We start from the raw sequence: 17,549 nt of genomic DNA, 5'->3' as shown, positions 1-17,549 counted from the left end.
ACCCTTTCGTCTAGCAGGTCTCGCTATGAGCAATGATCCATCAACCATAACCCAAGCCAAATGGGCTGATTTACTTCGTGGAACTAACGCACTATTAACGATAGCCCTTACTGGCGGTGTCGCACTCCATGCCATTAATATCTATATAGTTACGACTATTTTACCCAGTGTCGTCAATGATATTGGAGGGCTCGAATACTATGCATGGAATACCACCATATTTGTGGCGACGTCAATTGTTGGCTCTGCCTTATCGAGTAAAATACTCAATAACTTAGGGCCTAAATTTGCTTATTTGACCGCGTTATTATTATTCTCATTAGGATCTATTTGGTGTGCAGCATCTCCCTCAATGCTATCTCTATTAGTAGGCCGAGCATTTCAAGGTCTAGGAGGAGGAATACTATTCGCATTAAGTTATGCTTTGATCCGCGTCGTTTTCCCTGAAAACCTTTGGTCAAGAGCAATGGGGATTGTTTCAGGTATGTGGGGTATAGCAACTCTTTGTGGCCCTGCGATTGGAGGAATATTTGCTCAGGGCGGCCATTGGCGTTGGGCATTTTGGTCATTGCTACCCGTTGCGATCCTGCTCGCATTAATAGTGATAAACCAACTACCAAGAAAAAACAACCATGCACAACAAGCCAATAAGCTACCTTTACTAGCCATTATATTATTAGTTGCCTCCGTGTTAACTATATCCATAGGCAGTCTCTCTAGTGATCTCTTATCAAATACTATTGGTCTATTGGTCGGTATTGGTATCTTAGTCACTATCGCACTCATTGATGGCAAAAATGGTAAACGCCTACTGCCAACAGGCTCATATTCACTGAAAAGTGCACTTGGTATCATTTATCTGACCATGAGTTTGCTAGTTGGAGGAATGACAACCGAAATCTATGTCCCATATTTTCTACAAACTATTCATCATTTTTCTCCACTATCTGCTGGCTACCTGACAGCGATTATGGCAGCAGGTTGGACAATCGGTGCTTTATTCAGTGCAAACAAAACTGGCTCAATAGTACTAAAGATATTAAGAGCGGGTCCGGTCATCATATTTATGTCATTAGTTGTTCTCGCAATATTGACACCTAACTTACAACTCGTGCATTCAATCGCACTGTTTATTATTTACTTAATAGCGATGATGGGAGTCGGACTAGGTATTGGTATTTGCTGGCCACACCTTGTCCTAAGAGTTTTCAATGCCGCCCCTAAAGGCGAGGAAAACCTTGCATCCTCTTCTGTTATTACCGTTCAGTTATATGCAACTGCACTGTCCGCGGCCCTCGTTGGTGTGGTTGTTAACAATACGGGTCTCATTAATCCAGGAGGCGTAGAAGGGGCACAACAAGCGTCTGTTTGGCTATTTTCACTATTCGCTATCTGCCCATTCCTTGGCATATTCTTAATTAGAAAAGTGAAATAGATAATTGTTAAATACACTCAAAATATGATGTGTATATCATGGTGGTTAAACTAGTACTTATTTAATCACCATGATAAATGCTTACCCCTCTTGTTTGAGTAAGAAAAGAGGATTACATAGCCTTTGAGTGGTTTTCATTTCTTGTACTCTGTTATCATAATCAACAATTTCACTATTATTTTTTAATTGCATTAGATTTAGGCACATTAATGGTATATCAGGTTTAAATAGATTATAACGATGATACTTATCTGCAAATTCAGGATATCTTTCTTGGTAATTTACTATTTTTTTCTTAACTAGTCCCCAGAATTGTTGTTCAGAAAATAAAAATGCTTTATTTAAAATAGGCACTAAAAAACGGAATATACCATTAAAAACATCATTAAATATATAGTCAACCTTAAGGTCATCATCTACTTTTATTGATAATCGCAATAAACTTTCGGGTATTTCTATTTTTGCATTTAAAAATTTAATTTCTTCACCAAGATCCTTCATAAAAACATGAACCGGTTGATTATTTTCAAGCACTAAAATAACATTTTCACCATGAGGCATAAAAATCAAGTCATAACAAAAGAAGGCATGCAATAGCGGTGAAAAATATATATCTAAATACCTATTTATCCATTCAGTAACTGATAACCCTGAGTCTTGAATTAATTCAGTTAAAAAAGCATTACCGTTTTTATCAATATGTAACAGTGATGCCATTGTAATTGTTTTTTGATTTTCAGCTATTTTATCGACAATAGACTCACGCCATAAACAAGAAAGCATACCTTTATAAGGGTGTTCAGCATGCTGTTCATCATTAAATACATCTTCAATTCGACTATCTCGATAGCTAATAGTGGCAATTTCTTTAATTAATCTAAATCCTTTTTCTAAAAAATACGGATCTTGACGAATTAGCGCATCTACCCACTCACAAGCCATTGGTGATAGCTCCATACTGATGGGTGATAAAGTTCTTATAAAACCAGTATTTATAACTGACAATGCAGTTTTAACATAACACTTTTCTGGATGACTAACATTGTATAATGTCCGTACAGATTGCTGAGCTAAATAATGATCGTCTCCTAACCCTAAAAAAATAATTTGTTTAGCTGCAATATCAGGTGTAAATCGGGTTGATATTTTCTCTCGCCATTGCCATTGATGTACTGGCATCCAATAATAATCATCATTGAGCACTGCATTTTTATCTATAATTTCCCTAAATTTTTCAATTAGTTGACTAGATAGTTCGGACTCAATTAATTGCTGATAACTAATCGATGATATGCTAGAAAATTTAGCTTTTCTTTTGTGCACAGCTATCCATAAAACTTGTTGTTTCTCTGCACATTCAGGAGAATATTTGAAATAATCAATAGAATCAAATCCATGACGACCATAATTAGCAATCATTAATGGAAATCCTTCATTCATTGATGCTTCAACGGTTTGATAATTGGCGTGAGCTAACTCTTTAGAATTAAGTTTATTCGCTTGTAGCTTATATGTCATGCTATTCAAGGTAGCAATTAATTCATCTAAATATATAGGTAATACTTTTTCATTAATAATAAGTTTATCTTTTAATTCTAAAATAAATAACAAAGCATCTAAATTAACATTTTTTCCATTCTTCGTTTTTTTAATCGAATTAATTTCAATATCAAGATATTCCATCCAATAGGGCGTTGCTGAAAAAGTATAAGATATACCTTGCTCATCAAGATTTAACTCATAGTTATTTAGATTATAAACCTCTGGTAAAATAATTTTTTCATAAAAAAAACAAATTAGCATTTTTCTAATAAGATAACGATTTGCCTGTTCCCAATAGTTTTCACTCATATAACCCGTAATATTTAAATGAGACACATATCATCCTTAAAAAATAATTTAAACAGATTATATATTATTACGCCAATTCATTTTAAATAAACAATCTAATTTATTATACGTTAATAAAAAAGAATAACCGTATGCTAAAGGTTAGCACACGGTTTATATCAAATTTAATTTTTTCTGAAAAATAAAGGAAGTAATAATGTGCTTAGTATCAAAATAACCAACGTTGATATCATGACCCCTGTGAATGCTTGGTCAAAAGCAATATTAGCCTGCGTGATTAATACATTAGCACTATCACTAGGCAAGCTTTCTGCAACGATAAATGCTTCATCAATACTGTCATAAGCTTTTGTATCAACAATAACGTCATCAGGTAACGATAATTTCATAGTATAAATGGCACTCATCAGCCCTCCCATGAAGGTCACACCTAGAACACTACCGATTTCATAAGCAACCTCTTCAATAGATGCAGCCATACCTGCTTTACTATCTGGAGCATTTAACATAACGGTGGTTGATGCTGTGGTGAACGCAACTCCTAGCCCAAAGCCAATAAAAAATAAGAACGCTAATAATATGGCTCCAGTTGAGCTTTGATATACATATGTAAGGCCGATCACCCCAATCAATGTACAAACAAAACCAAAAATAGTGAGATATCTTTCACCTATCTTATGTAAAAACATGCCCGCTAAAGGACCGGCTAATACCGATGCCAATGGAATAGGAATGATATACATCGCGGCTTGAAGGGGGGTATACCCCATCACGAGTTGCAATCTTTGGCTTAACAGCAATTCAATACCAACAATAATCAGCATTGATAATATGGCCATAATAACGCCAGCACTAAAACGTGGGTTAGTAAATAATTTAAAATCAATCATTGGCGATTGAGAACCCATTTGTCTACGGGTAAATATTGTCAAAAATACGCCACCAATTACCGCCGCAATAACAAATTCCCACCAGTTTGTATAAGGTTTACCGAGTTCTTTTAAAGCATAAATAGCTCCTATCAAGCCAATCAGCACCAAACCAGAACCCATATAATCAATTTTTTGCGAACCTTCACCACCACATTTAGGAATGAGGAAACACGCAAAAGGTAATACAAGTAATACAACAGGCACATTAATTAAAAAAACCGATCCCCACCAGAAATGGTTAAGCAAGATCCCTCCAACTAAAGGCCCTATTGCGGCTCCACCGGAAGCAACCGCAGACCAAATACCAATTGCTAACGCACGCTCTTTTGGCTCTAGAAAAACATGTCTAACGATCGATAAGGTTGCAGGCATACTCATTGCAGCCCCAACAGCCAAAAAACCACGTGATAAAATCAAACTCGTGGCTGTAGGCGAGAATGCAGCACAAAGTGATGCAAGTGCAAATAGGGGTAATCCCATCAAAAACATGGTCTTATGACCAACACGATCACTTAACATACCCGCAGCAGGCAATAACCCAGCCACAATCAATGGATAAGCATTCATGATCCATAATTTTTCGGAAGATGTTGCTCCTAAATCATGTGTTAATCGAGGTAAAGCGGTATATAACACAGTGACATCGATAACGATGAGGAAAAGTACACTTGAAACTAAAAGTAAAATAATCCAGCGTTTGTAATCTGCTAGCATAAAATAATCTCTACACGTTTATTTAATCACTATTCATTAATGATCGTGCTACAATATAAATCCATACGTACGTATTGAAAAGAGGTTTTTTTAAATGGGACGTCAACGAACGATTGATCGCGATAAAGTACTTGATGCTGCTGAAGACATTGTCATTAAACAAGGTGCTGCGGCTCTGACTATTGATGCTGTTGCAAAATCAATGGGAATTTCTAAAGGTGGGGTTCAATATTGTTTTGGAAACAAAGAAGCGTTAATCGACGCTATGTTTGATCGCTGGAGCTACTCCTATGATCAAATATTTAACCGTGAAATTGAAAAAGATGATTCCCCTGAAAATCGTATCAATGCCCATAGACTCGCAACATACGAGCACGATAAAACCGCAATTGCAAAAGGAGCCGCATTAATGGCTTCATTATTACAAACACCTGAATACTTAGAAAGTACACGAACTTGGTATCGAGATCGTTTACGTAACCTAGACACGTCAACAGAGCAAGGGAAGCGCGCTCGTTTAATGTTTCTTGCCACCGAAGGTGCTTTTATACTGCGCTACTTTGGGTTAATGGATATTGATGATAACGAATGGCAAGAAATGTTCCGTGATATGTCACGTTTCTTAGGTTAAGTAATCCCATTAAAAAATTAATAGATAACAGTGATAACTTGAGTTCCCATCAACCATCTAACCATCGTTTTGCTTGCAAAATTAGCGGCAAATCGACCATTTTTCCATCGACTTTAAATGCATATTGGTCTTGAGCTTTATGTAACACAGCTTTAGACCAAGCGACCTGCTGCTCGCTTATATCAAACGACTGTTTGATTATTGGAACTTGAGCCGGATGGATTGCTAATTTAGCAGTGAAACCTAAAGCTTTACCATGTAAGCATTCGGCCTCAAGTACTGATAACTCATCAATATCCGGTGTTACACAATCAATGGGAGATAAAAGCCCCGCTAAGCGTGAAGCAAGCACTACCAGTGTTCTTGCAAATAACAACGATTCTCGTGACATGTCACACTGCATATCTAATGAGAAATCTAACGAACCAAATGCCAAACGGTAAACCCCTGAACTCGCAATCTCATGTATACGATGTAGCCCCCATGCCGTTTCAATAATCGCGATGATGGGGCAATCTTTATCGGCAGATAAGTGAGAAAGCAGATGTGTTCTCACTTTATTAACCATGATTGCAGATTCAACTTTAGGTATAACAAGATAAGACAAATAAGGTAATAAATGATTATTGGTTATCCAATCAATATCTTTTTGATATTCAACACTATCTGGTTGGTTAATTCGAATCGCTATTTTGGGTGATTGCCCATTCTGTTGATAATTTATTAGCCAGCTTGCGATTTCTTGTCTAGCTATAGGTTTATGTAAAGGATGAACTGAATCTTCTAGGTCTAAAATCAATACATTTGAACCACTAATACAAGCTTTATCAAAGAATTGAGGATGATCACCGGGAACAAATAAATAAACCGTTGCATAATCAGCCATGGTTGTACCTTTCTTGTTAATTATTTGAATAGCATATTTATTTCCTTTCGCTCACAGCTGAGAATAAAAAAAAGAATAATTATCATTTACTATTTTTTTTTGTAATGCTAACGTTATTAGAATCTTCTTTCAAGTATTCTTATCTATATTCTCTCGTTAATGAATATAGATTATATATGACGTTAATTGATTCATTTTCACGGCTTAAGAGGCTGATTATGATAAATAACCCCATAAATAAAGCAGCTTTTAGCATTAATGAAAAATACTCGAATAATAATAGTCTTAGACGCTTTATTCATTGTTTATTTGCTGAGAACCTCATTGATAAAAAACGAATTTATTGGGATACAGATCATTGCGGATATATTTACAAACTCAAGAACGCTCCTGATAAAATCCTTTTTAATAATATGGAAATCTACCCAGCAGATACATTCTTTAATTATGGGGATATTTATTTAATTAATAAAAACAATCAAAAAGAAATTATTCAAACGACAGATTATCTTCTGGATAAGTTAGTCGATGAATTAGATATAAAATTTAATCATAATAATATAAATAAATTAAAATCAGATATTAAAAATAGTATCAATAATGATATTAACGCACGCAACTATCGTACCAAATGGTTAACACAGATTAACTCTCAAATGGAAGAAGGCAATATCCGCTACTTCACTGATTGGGTTACTGAACAATATAGTGTACGTAATGCAGCTTTGTTTCTTGATCAATGGGGGTCATTAGAAGGTCATCCTTATTATCCGACATGGAAAAGTAGACCAAACATGAGTTTTCAAGATGTCGCCGCTTACTCTCCTGAATTTAATGCAACCGTCAATTTAACAATTATGGCTCTTCGCCGAGATATGGCCTATGTTGAATCACTACCGCATGTGTCAAATATTCACGAGTGGTTCCTTCAACAATTCCCTATCGTCGCTCAGCAATGGGTTAAATGGCTCAGCCAACAAGGGAAAGATCCGCAACAATGGCTACCCCTTCCCGTTCATGAATGGCATTTAAATCATTGGGTAAAACAACAAGCAGCTTCACTGATTGAAGATGAGATTCTATTCATTGATGGCCCTCAGTTAGAAACAAAACCTACTATGTCATTTCGAACAATGCTACCAACAGATACGGCTAATCGCGCATTTATAAAGCTACCCATCTCTGTTTGGATGACTAGCGAAATGCGTAGCTTACAAGCGAAATCTATTCATATGGGGCCTAGGATCAGTCAGCTCATTGACGATATTTTAAATCACGAACATGATTTCAATGGAAAAATCCAGTCTCTGCGTGAAGATATGGGAATTTATTACCGCCATGCGATCGAGCAAGATGATGCCGCAGGCCGCTTTCTTTCAGTCGTATTTCGTTGCGCCGAGGCTTATGAAAACAACGATCATTTACTACCAATAACAGTAGCAACGCTGTTTACTGATTTACCCTATCAGCCTCGACCAATATTTACTGAACTGATTGAAAAATCAGGTTTAACACCTAGACAATGGTTTAACCATTATGCAACTGTGATTTTAGAGCCTTGTATTTCACTGTTTTTACTTTATGGGGTGGCTCTGGAAGCCCACCAGCAAAATACGCAAGTACTTTTCACTGCCCAAGGCATTCCTGAAAAGTTTTTAATACGCGATTATGGTGATGGACGAACTTTTTTACCGCTATTGAACCAACGAGGTTATCAGCTACAAGCTTATCGCTGGCCTGGTATCTTACCGACTGTTTTTGAAGAAGATATAGAGCCAGTTAGAACGTTTTTAATCGATGCTTGTTTAGTCAGTCATTTACATGAATTAGCCGTGCATCTAACCCGATATTATCGATTAACCAATCATCAACTCTGGCGAGAATTAAAAACCATTGTCCATGATATTTTTAAACAACTCCAACCACGAATTGATGCCAATTTATGGCAGCATGAATATCAAATATTTATGAATGCGCCTTGGCAAACGCGTTCGCTACTTAGTATGCATATTCAACAATATACTAATTATCGAATACAACATGGGTTAACCAATCCTTTTCGGTTATTCCCCGAAATAATTAGCACTCCATAAAATAAGAAGGCGATTATAACGCTGTTCCCTTCATTTTATTAAAAATCAATTGAATGATATTTAAATATGAAAAATAAACCAATAATGAAAAAAAGCAAATACACAGCTAAAAATATAAACATATATTCTACGTGGTTATATGTTGTTATAGGGCTATCCAGTACAATAACTGCACATGCTCAAACTAACGAGCCCAAAAATAAAGATAGTATCTTTGTAACCACAAAAAGTAATAATAACCAACAACCTAATAATTTTTCATCTCGAACAATGCAAGCTGGGTTATTAGGTGATAAAGATATTATGGATATTCCATTTAATATCTCGAATTACAACTCTGCCTATATGCAGTCACAACAAGCACAGCAAATTTCAGATATTTTATCCCATGATACCTCAATACAGATTAGTAGCTCAAAAGGTGGGCTTCTTGATTCTTTATATATTCGAGGATTTCCGATTACTGAAGGTAATATCGGCGAGTTTGCATTAAATGGAATTTATGGTGTATCCCCTAATTTTCAGCTGTTAACTGATTATGCAGAGCGTGTTGATATCTTAAAAGGACCAGCTTCACTGCTATACGGTATGTCTCCTGAAGGAGGTGTCGGTGGCGTTATCAACGTCGTGACTAAACGTGCAAGTGCCCAACCTATTACGCAATTAACCGCTCAGTACCTCAGTGATTCACAATTAGGCGGCAAACTGGATGTAGGACGCCTCTATGACCTAGGGAATAACCAATATTTTGGTATCCGTATTAACGGTAGCTACACCAATGGTGATACACCCGTAGACCATCAAAAACGTAGGCTAGGTGTTGGTGCAATTGCCTTAGATTACTCTAATGAACGTTTTCGCGCGTCCTTAGATTTAATTACTCAAAACCAAAACATGAATGCGAGTAACCGGCCTTTTTATTTAGGTGCTGATGGCATTGTTCCTTCTGCCCCAAATGGAAAAACTAATTTAGCCAGCCCTTGGACATGGTGGAAATCTAATGATGACTCCGCACTACTGCATATGGAATATGACATATTAAGTAATACTTCTCTATTTATGGATATAGGCGGAGCACGTACCCGTATTGATCGAGTTAGTGAACAAACCTATACCATTCTTAACGACCAAGGTGATATATCAACCTATATCATGAATTTTCAAAGCAAAACTCAACGCTATTCAATGGGGACTGGGGTTAAAAGCGAATTCATGACAGGGGATATATCACACCAACTCGCATTACAATGGAATCAATATTTTGATCGCTATAATGTCGGTACTACAGCAGGGACACCTTATATAACCAATCTATTTAACCCTACTTATATTGATAAACAGATCCCGACTTACCCTGAAATAACTAAGCGCTCTGAAAATACACTGTCAGGAATTTCCTTCGTCGATACTATTGGTTTCTTTAATGATGATTTTATGGTGACTCCAGGAGTTCGCTATCAAAAAGTACAGTCTGATAACTTTACTTCAGGCCAGCTTTCAACGCGTTATGATGAGTCCGCAATAACACCTCTCATCGGAGTATTATTTAAACCTACAGAAGATATTTCTCTATATGCAAATTATGTAGAAGGGCTAAGTAAAGGCAGTGCAGCACCAGCCAATGCAAAAAACAGTGGCGAAATGATGAAACCATTTCGTTCAAAACAGTACGAGTTAGGTGTGAAATATGAACGACCTTCCGCAATAACAACATTAAGCCTATTCCAAATTAGTAAACCAAGTGGGTCATTAGATCCTCACAGTATGATTTATTCAGCAAATGATGAACAAAGAAATAGGGGGATAGAACTGAGCATATCAGGTAAACCTTTTGAATCTCTTCGTTTAACGGGAGGAGTTACTTATATTCAAGCTGAGCTGACTAAAACTGCATCAGGACAAAATAAAGGTCATGAACCAATAGGTGTATCACCGTGGGTAGCGAATATTGGTGCAGAATATGATATTCCCTCAGTTTCTGGTTTAAGTATCAATGGCAATGTTAATTATCACACTCGCCAATACGTAAACAAAGAAAATACGCATTCAATTCCTTCATGGACAACTGTTGATGTCGGTTCTGCTTACAAAACAACGGTGTCTAATACCCCTGTCACTTTAAGGTTAAATATCAACAATATTTTAAATGAACGTTATTGGTCTGGTGTAGCGTCTTATAGCACTTTCGCTCAAGGCTCACCAAGAACGGTAATGGGATCAATCACTGTTGACTTTTAAGAGGTAAAATCATGGTGGATCAAACTAGCTTAGTCGATATCTCAACTGTTACTCTTTTATCAGCAAAAACAATCGCCCCAATAGAGCTTCCTCCTATTATGGATCCTCTAATTCATCAATTATGTTTTGCTAATAATGAACAGCTTGTCGGCTTGATTAAGCGGTATGGTTCACCATTGAACTTAGTTTTTCCTCATACAATGAAACAAAATATCCTAAAATTGAAAGCCGTTTTTCAAGAACATCACGTGAAAGGATGCATTTTATATGGCGTAAAAGTTAATCAATCAAATATCCTACTCAAAACAGCTATCGAAGAAAATATTGGCGTTGATGTTTCAAGCCTTCATGAATGGAAAGACGCTTACCAATACGGTATTTCACCTGAAAAACTCTGCGCGACAGGGCCCGCCAAAACAGATGATTTCCTCTGGCAACTTATATTACATCAGTCGCTGATTGTCGTAGATTCCCTTGAAGAGCTACACGATATTCTGCGTTTATTAGGATCTCATTCACGTAAAGCAAGAATATTATTGCGCTATCAACCGCATTCAAGCCATTCACGATTTGGTATGAAATACCCAGCTTTTGTTAGTGCTCTTAAATTAGTTAAACAACATAATCAATTACAATGGCAAGGTATTCACTTCCATTTAGGTGGCTATACACTAACCTCACGGGTGCAAGCTTTTCACGAAATATTACCACTGATTGAATTATCCCAACAATTAGGGCTTAACATCCAAACTATCGATATCGGAGGTGGGCTACCGATTCAATATGTCCCAACAGAACACTATCAAACTTGGATTAATAATCAAACCACTGAAACTTATCAAAATCACTGTATTCCAGCCGATTTTTATCCTTATGGTAGTGAACAATCCGCAGAGCAATGGCTTAACGCCTTACTGACAAGCCAATGTACGGATAATGAGACTATAGCCCAATACATTAATAGGCTAAATATCACACTAACGATAGAACCTGGCCGTAGCCTTGTCGATCAAAGTGCTATCACTCTATTTCGAGTAGTGCGTACCTGCCAGCAATCCAAACACCCTATTATATTTGTTGAAGGCAGTAGTTTTAGCGCCTGTGAAACATGGTTTAACTCTGAGTTTTTAATCGACCCCTTTCATATTGTTACTAAGCACGCAAAACAACAACCTATCCGAGCTTGGATAGCGGGACATAGTTGTTTAGAAGATGACGTTATTACTCACAGACTTATTTTATTTAATAACCTTCCCCAAGCAGGTGACTTATTAGGATTCGTTAATACTGCGGGATATCAAATGGATTTGCTTGAAAATCAATTTCATCGACACCCAATACCTTGTCGGTTATATGCACAGGAAAACAATGTTGGGCAGTTTATCTTTTTCAAAGACACTAAATAGGTAAGCTTATGATCTACAGCAAAATCACTGATTTGATAGGCAATACGCCCATTTTACGTATTGCAATTCCCCATAAGAAAAGTGCCCTATTTTTTAAAATAGAAAAGAACAATCCCGGCGGAAGTATGAAAGACAGAATGGCTCGCAATATGGTCATAGCTGGCCTTAAGTCTGGAAAAATTAAACCTAAAAGCACCATCGTAGAATCATCATCAGGCAATACTGGAATAGGCCTTGCACTTGCTGCCATTGAGTTTGGTTTGCATTTTATTGCTGTTGTTGATCATCACGCCTCCCCTGACAAAATCGCAATAATGAAAGCATTAGGTGCTGAAATCCGTTATGTCACAGGCAACTATCAGGAAAATGAAGTGGCTGTTGTCGAACGCCAACGCCTAGCGAATGAACTCGCATCTCAGCTCCCCAATGCAACATTTATGAATCAATCTGACAATGCAGCAAATTCAGGTGGTTATGCTGCATTAGTTTGTGAACTCATAGAACAAATTGGCAGAATTGATGCTTATGTAGGCTGCGTTGGTACCGGTGGTTCAATAACAGGTGTATCCCAAGGATTAAAGTCACATAATCCACAAACTATCACAGTTGCTGTTGAACCTGAGGGATCCATTGTTTTTGGGCATCAAGGAAAACCTTATTATCAATCAGGAACAGGAACCCCTGAAGGGGATGTCGTTGGGTTAGTACTAGACTACAGCTGTATTGACCATAATGCACAAGTTTCAGATATTCAAGCATTTGAAACGGCACGATATCTTGCTAGCCAATATGGTTTGTTAGTCGGAGGCTCAACTGGCGGAATTGTTTATAAAGCTTTAGAGTTCATTAATAACGATACTATTCACGGTAATATTGTTGTCATCGTTGCCGATGGCGGTGAAAAATACCTTAACACCGTATTCAATGAGCAGTGGCTCAGCGCTCGCAATCTGATCTCACCTGATATATCTCACCAACTTAATTACTGGCTCACTAATACGATTTCATTAGAGAAAGCTAGCTAAGGGGGAAGTGATGTCCAAAGACAAACATCTTAATATAGTGATTTGTGGAGGAGGTCAAACAGGCCACCTTGCTGTAGCTTTGTTTAGTCAATATCCTAATATAACAGCATCACTACTCACCCAAAATACCACAACAGTTGAACGCCACCAGCAACAAAATAATATCCTGTCCGTTCATTACAATAATGGCGAGATAAAAAACTATCCTGTAGAGCTAATAACCCATTCACCACAACAGGTGATACCTGAAGCAGACATTATTATTCTTACTGTTCCTTCTCACCGCCAAGCAAACTGGTTAGGTTTTATCTCTCCTTATTTATCTTCTGATAAAACTGTTTTTATTGGGGCTATTCCTGGGATCAATGGCTTTGACTGGCTTGCTGAACAGTTTTTTAAAGATAATCCTAATATCGTGATTTGGGGAATGAAAGATGTCCCTCATATTGCATGGGGGTTAGAGCCTGGGGTCAAAATCTGTTTCGGTGGTGAAAAATCGGCATTATTTATTGCTTTTCATCATCGAGAAAATCAAACCAATAAAAAGCAACTTCATGAATGGTTATCAAGGCTATATTCAGCTCCTATTGGTATTCTCGATAATTATTTAGAAATTACGCTAACACCAGCAAACCCCATCATGCATAGCTCAGTGATCTATGGGCTAATCGGCCCATACGCTCAATGGCATAATAGCTATTTTGAATCGCCTATCTGCTGGTGGAATGATTGCACTGAACTTAGTGCCTATTATTTACAGCGTTGCGATGAAGAACGACTCGCTATTTGCCGACATTTAGTCAATTGCGCAGGTATTTCTTTAGCGACAATAAAATCCTTAATTGATGAATTACGCGAAATCTATCCCAACCAAATTAGTGACACAAAAACACTTTGGTCAATACTTCGTACCAATCAAGCCTATCATGGGATCCAATTACCATTAATAAAGCGTGATCAAAAGGGCTGGTCTTTTAATAAACAACATCGAGTATTTCAAGAAGATATTGTTTATGGATTAAGTTTACTGGTTCGTATAGGTGAACATCTCAATATTCCGCTCCCTTATACAAATGAAATATATAACTGGTGTATGGGCTATTTAGGGCTAGATCCTAGCATCCCTCATCCAGCCTTCAGTAAACTAAATCTATCCCAATATCAGGTGAACAAACAGTGAATTTACTGAAAAGCCATCTGATTATCGGGTTTTTATTTGGTATCCAACTTATTTCAATGGGAGCGATGGAAATGAGTGGGCCTTTTTGGCCTATTCATTTACAAAATAATAGCTCAGGTTGGCTATTGTCTTTCGCTTTGACGATGGTTTATGTCGCGCCAATGGCAGGGATCATGTTAACCAGTACATTTTGGGGACGAATGGGTGATCAAATGGGTAATAAAGCAATGATGATCCGTGCATTGCTTGGCTTAGCAATTACCCAATTTTTATTATCATTTTGTAACGACCCTTGGCTAATTTTATTATTGAGAACTGTGCAAGGTGCTTGCGCAGGATATATTGCTCCAGCGCAAGCTTATGGCGTTTCAGTCACCGAGCCTAAAAAGCGAACACAACTTTTTGCCTTCCTGCAAGTCTCTACAAATATCGGATCTTTACTGGGGGCACTGTGTGGTGGGTTAATCTTAGATTATCTCAATTTCTTTTGGATCAATATGATTGCAGGGCTACTCTGCGCTGTTTGTGCTATTACTGTATTTGTTTTTTTACCTTCAGATAAAAAATATCACTCAGTGATGCAGGCAAAAAAATCATCTAACAACTCAAAAAAATACCGCCCTCAACAAATAGTGAAACATCTTATATTGCTAATGGGGCTTTTGTTAATGAGTCGAATGATCACTCTTCCCAGTTTTTCATTATACCTTAATCATACCTACTCAATAGATTATTGGGTTATTGGATTGATTTATGGTCTACAAGCTATGGGGGTTATTCTTTCCGCTCAACGATGGGCTAAATGGTTCGAATTTCAATCCATAACTGTGTCATTGATTCGTTTAAAATGGATTACCTTTGCCTGCATTATTGTTGTTATTGGTCTAGCAATAACCCCTATAATTTGGGGATTCGCCTTACTGTATTTACTTTGGGGGATTTTACTTGGTGCAACAACACCAATACTCACAGCATTAATCTCTTCTGCTACATCTTCTGAATATCAAGGTTATGTACTTGGTTTATCACAAAGTATCAATCAATTCGCCTCTATAGGAGGAATTGCCTTAGGAAGCATATTTATTCTATTTCCTGGAATAGATTGGCTTTTTTATTATGTTTCAATTAGTTATATCGCATCCTTAATTGCAATCATTTTACTGATAAAACATTCTCATAAATAAGGGACAATATGAAAGGAAAACATAAGCTATCTAGCAAAATAATCTCTCTGTTATTGTTTACTTTTACCTTGCTATTCTCTACGGCCACTTCAGCAAAGCCTATTGTTGTTACTGATATTTTAAGTAGAAGAGTTACTGTCAACGTTCCAGTAAATAAAGTCATTTTAGGCGAAGGCCGCATGCTTTATCTTGTTGCCATGCTAGATAAAGAGAATCCTGCAAAACGGATTGTTGCAATGGGGAACGACCTGCAAACTTCTGATCCTGCAACATGGCGTCAATATAGTCAGCATTTTCCTCAACTCAAAAATATCCCAACATTCAGTGGGACAGAAAAACGCTCTTTGAACATAGAACATGCGTTAGCTTTGCAACCAGATGTCATCATTATGAATATCGAAGCAAAAACTGCAATTGAAGAACAAGGGCACGATAAGGCATTACAGAAAGCAGGTATTCCGATTATCTATGTTGATTTTCGCTATAACCCATCAAACAATACCCCACTTACCATGCGCTTATTTGGTGCTTTATGGGGTGAAGAAAAAATCGCAGAGCAATTTATTGAATTTAGAGAACAGCAATTAAAGCGAGTTAGTGATGTACTCGCAAAGAACACCCCAAAGAAACCCAGAGTTTTTATTGAACGCATTGGCGGTTATACCGATGAATGTTGCCTTACTTTTGGTGATGGTAATTTTGGCCGCTTTGTTTCGCTTGCTGGCGGTGACAATATTGGTGCAAAAAATGCCCCTAACACATTCTACATGATGAACCCTGAACAAGTACTTGTCGCAGATCCAGATAAAATTGTTATTACCAGTGCTAATTTTTCAAAGTTTATGCCTGAAGGAGATTGGATTGGCTTAGGCCCCAATGAAGACCTCAATGCAGCCAAAATAAAATTAGAGAAATACTTAAAAAAACCGGCTTATACCGGCAGTAATGCAGTTAAAAACCAACAGTTTTATGCTATTTGGCATCAATTTTATAATAGCCCTTACGATTTTATTGCCATACAGCAGCTCGCACACTGGATCCATCCAGAGCTATTTGCTGATTTAAATGCAGATGACACTTTTAAAATATTCTATGAAAAATTTTTATCTATTCCTTATGAACCTGGATACTTTGTGAGCTTAGAGAATAAGTAGCGTTTTTAAGGCAGGTGATGTTATGACTAGCAATATCTACCATATTGAATTGAAACCAATACAATTTCTGTGCTCATCAGAAGAAACAGATAAACAGCATATTGATTATCTCAGTCACAAAATTGTCAGTGATGGAACTTGGACGACCCCCATTCCATGTGAAATACATACAGGTATTATTATGGATGGCAACCATCGCTACCAAGTCGCTAAACAACTAAAATTGTCGCTATTACCTTGTATATTACTGAGTTACCAAGATAACCGAGTCAAAGTTAGCTACCAAAACTCTGATAAACCTTATGATATACAAAAAATTTTTGAAGCCATTTTATATCAAAACAAGCTATTGCCTTATAAAACAACAAAACATCATTTTTCGCCATTCTTACCGACAATTAATGTAAATTTAGACTTACTAAAAAGGCTGTAAATATAAATAAATCCGATTATGCGCTCAGCTGCATAATCGGATTTGGTTTTGTGGGCGGACAAAATAGTTGGGAACTGGGAGGGGTGGAAATGGAGTTTTTAAGGATTATTTAGGGAAGAGTGACAAAATAGATGGGAACTGGGTGTAGCGTCGTAAGCTAATACGAAAATTAAAAATGACAAAATAGTTTGGAACTAGATTTCACTTATCTGGTTAACTAATCTAGCTAACCTGCCGCTCAGCTTAGTACGATCCTATATCCAACTGATCATAATCCTTTCATCAGTATCCCAAATTAAATCCCCCTCCTAGACTGCCTCACCAACACTTTACAGTGATCCCGTATTTCCGGACAGGTGATTGATTTTTTTCGCTTGTACAGGTGTT

Annotated in this window: 13 protein-coding genes; 10 read left to right on the top strand and 3 right to left on the bottom strand. The window is 37.1% G+C overall.

Annotated elements, in window-relative coordinates:
* Positions 1 to 25 precede the first annotated feature (25 nt).
* Complete coding sequence (locus SC428_RS17475; protein ID WP_140179940.1) at positions 26 to 1,435, top strand: MFS transporter; 1,410 nt, start codon at positions 26 to 28, stop codon at positions 1,433 to 1,435.
* An 81-nt stretch (positions 1,436 to 1,516) separates the two neighbouring features.
* Here SC428_RS17475 and SC428_RS17470 read toward each other — a convergent pair whose 3' ends face one another.
* Together SC428_RS17470 and SC428_RS17465 are read right to left on the bottom strand one after the other, a co-directional pair.
* Positions 1,517 to 3,313, bottom strand: coding sequence for an IucA/IucC family siderophore biosynthesis protein (locus SC428_RS17470; protein WP_318709285.1), 1,797 nt, complete (start codon positions 3,311 to 3,313; stop codon positions 1,517 to 1,519).
* A 137-nt stretch (positions 3,314 to 3,450) separates the two neighbouring features.
* Positions 3,451 to 4,932, bottom strand: coding sequence for an MFS transporter (locus SC428_RS17465; protein WP_318709283.1), 1,482 nt, complete (start codon positions 4,930 to 4,932; stop codon positions 3,451 to 3,453).
* A gap of 94 nt (positions 4,933 to 5,026) precedes the next feature.
* Between SC428_RS17465 and SC428_RS17460 the strand changes: the two genes are divergently transcribed.
* Positions 5,027 to 5,563, top strand: a complete 537-nt coding sequence (locus SC428_RS17460) for a TetR/AcrR family transcriptional regulator (protein WP_070929821.1) — start codon at positions 5,027 to 5,029, stop codon at positions 5,561 to 5,563.
* Between the two features lie 49 nt (positions 5,564 to 5,612).
* On the opposite strand, the gene SC428_RS17455 is transcribed toward SC428_RS17460, so the two are convergent.
* Positions 5,613 to 6,449 carry a CoA ester lyase gene (locus SC428_RS17455; protein WP_318709279.1) on the bottom strand — a complete coding sequence of 279 codons (837 nt, stop codon included), beginning with the start codon at positions 6,447 to 6,449 and terminating at the stop codon, positions 5,613 to 5,615.
* 218 nt (positions 6,450 to 6,667) lie between these two features.
* On the opposite strand from SC428_RS17455, the gene SC428_RS17450 reads away from it, so the two are divergent.
* The 8 genes from SC428_RS17450 (at position 6,668) to SC428_RS17415 (ending at position 17,162) form a co-directional block, all read left to right on the top strand.
* Positions 6,668 to 8,542, top strand: a complete 1,875-nt coding sequence (locus tag SC428_RS17450) for an IucA/IucC family protein (protein WP_318709277.1) — start codon at positions 6,668 to 6,670, stop codon at positions 8,540 to 8,542.
* A 66-nt stretch (positions 8,543 to 8,608) separates the two neighbouring features.
* Positions 8,609 to 10,780, top strand: a complete 2,172-nt coding sequence (locus tag SC428_RS17445) for a TonB-dependent siderophore receptor (protein ID WP_318709275.1) — start codon at positions 8,609 to 8,611, stop codon at positions 10,778 to 10,780.
* Positions 10,781 to 10,791: 11 nt separating this feature from the next.
* On the top strand, positions 10,792 to 12,186 hold the full coding sequence (locus SC428_RS17440; RefSeq protein ID WP_283126085.1) for a Y4yA family PLP-dependent enzyme: 1,395 nt from the start codon (positions 10,792 to 10,794) through the stop codon (positions 12,184 to 12,186).
* An 8-nt stretch (positions 12,187 to 12,194) separates the two neighbouring features.
* Positions 12,195 to 13,211, top strand: coding sequence for a PLP-dependent cysteine synthase family protein (locus SC428_RS17435; protein ID WP_070929818.1), 1,017 nt, complete (start codon positions 12,195 to 12,197; stop codon positions 13,209 to 13,211).
* Positions 13,212 to 13,221: 10 nt separating this feature from the next.
* Positions 13,222 to 14,391 (top strand): NAD/NADP octopine/nopaline dehydrogenase family protein, encoded by a 1,170-nt coding sequence (locus SC428_RS17430; RefSeq protein ID WP_318709272.1) that lies wholly within the window; start codon positions 13,222 to 13,224, stop codon positions 14,389 to 14,391.
* Positions 14,388 to 15,575 (top strand): MFS transporter, encoded by a 1,188-nt coding sequence (locus SC428_RS17425; RefSeq protein ID WP_318709270.1) that lies wholly within the window; start codon positions 14,388 to 14,390, stop codon positions 15,573 to 15,575. The genes SC428_RS17430 and SC428_RS17425 overlap by 4 nt, the downstream gene beginning before the upstream one ends.
* Positions 15,576 to 15,583: 8 nt before the next feature.
* On the top strand, positions 15,584 to 16,729 hold the full coding sequence (locus SC428_RS17420; protein WP_318709268.1) for an ABC transporter substrate-binding protein: 1,146 nt from the start codon (positions 15,584 to 15,586) through the stop codon (positions 16,727 to 16,729).
* Positions 16,730 to 16,751: 22 nt separating this feature from the next.
* On the top strand, positions 16,752 to 17,162 hold the full coding sequence (locus SC428_RS17415; RefSeq protein WP_318709266.1) for a hypothetical protein: 411 nt from the start codon (positions 16,752 to 16,754) through the stop codon (positions 17,160 to 17,162).
* Positions 17,163 to 17,549: the final 387 nt, after the last annotated feature.

Source organism: Providencia sp. 2023EL-00965 (assembly GCF_033550225.1).
GTDB lineage: Bacteria > Pseudomonadota > Gammaproteobacteria > Enterobacterales > Enterobacteriaceae > Providencia > Providencia manganoxydans.
This window is presented reverse-complemented; position numbering and strand designations above follow the sequence as displayed.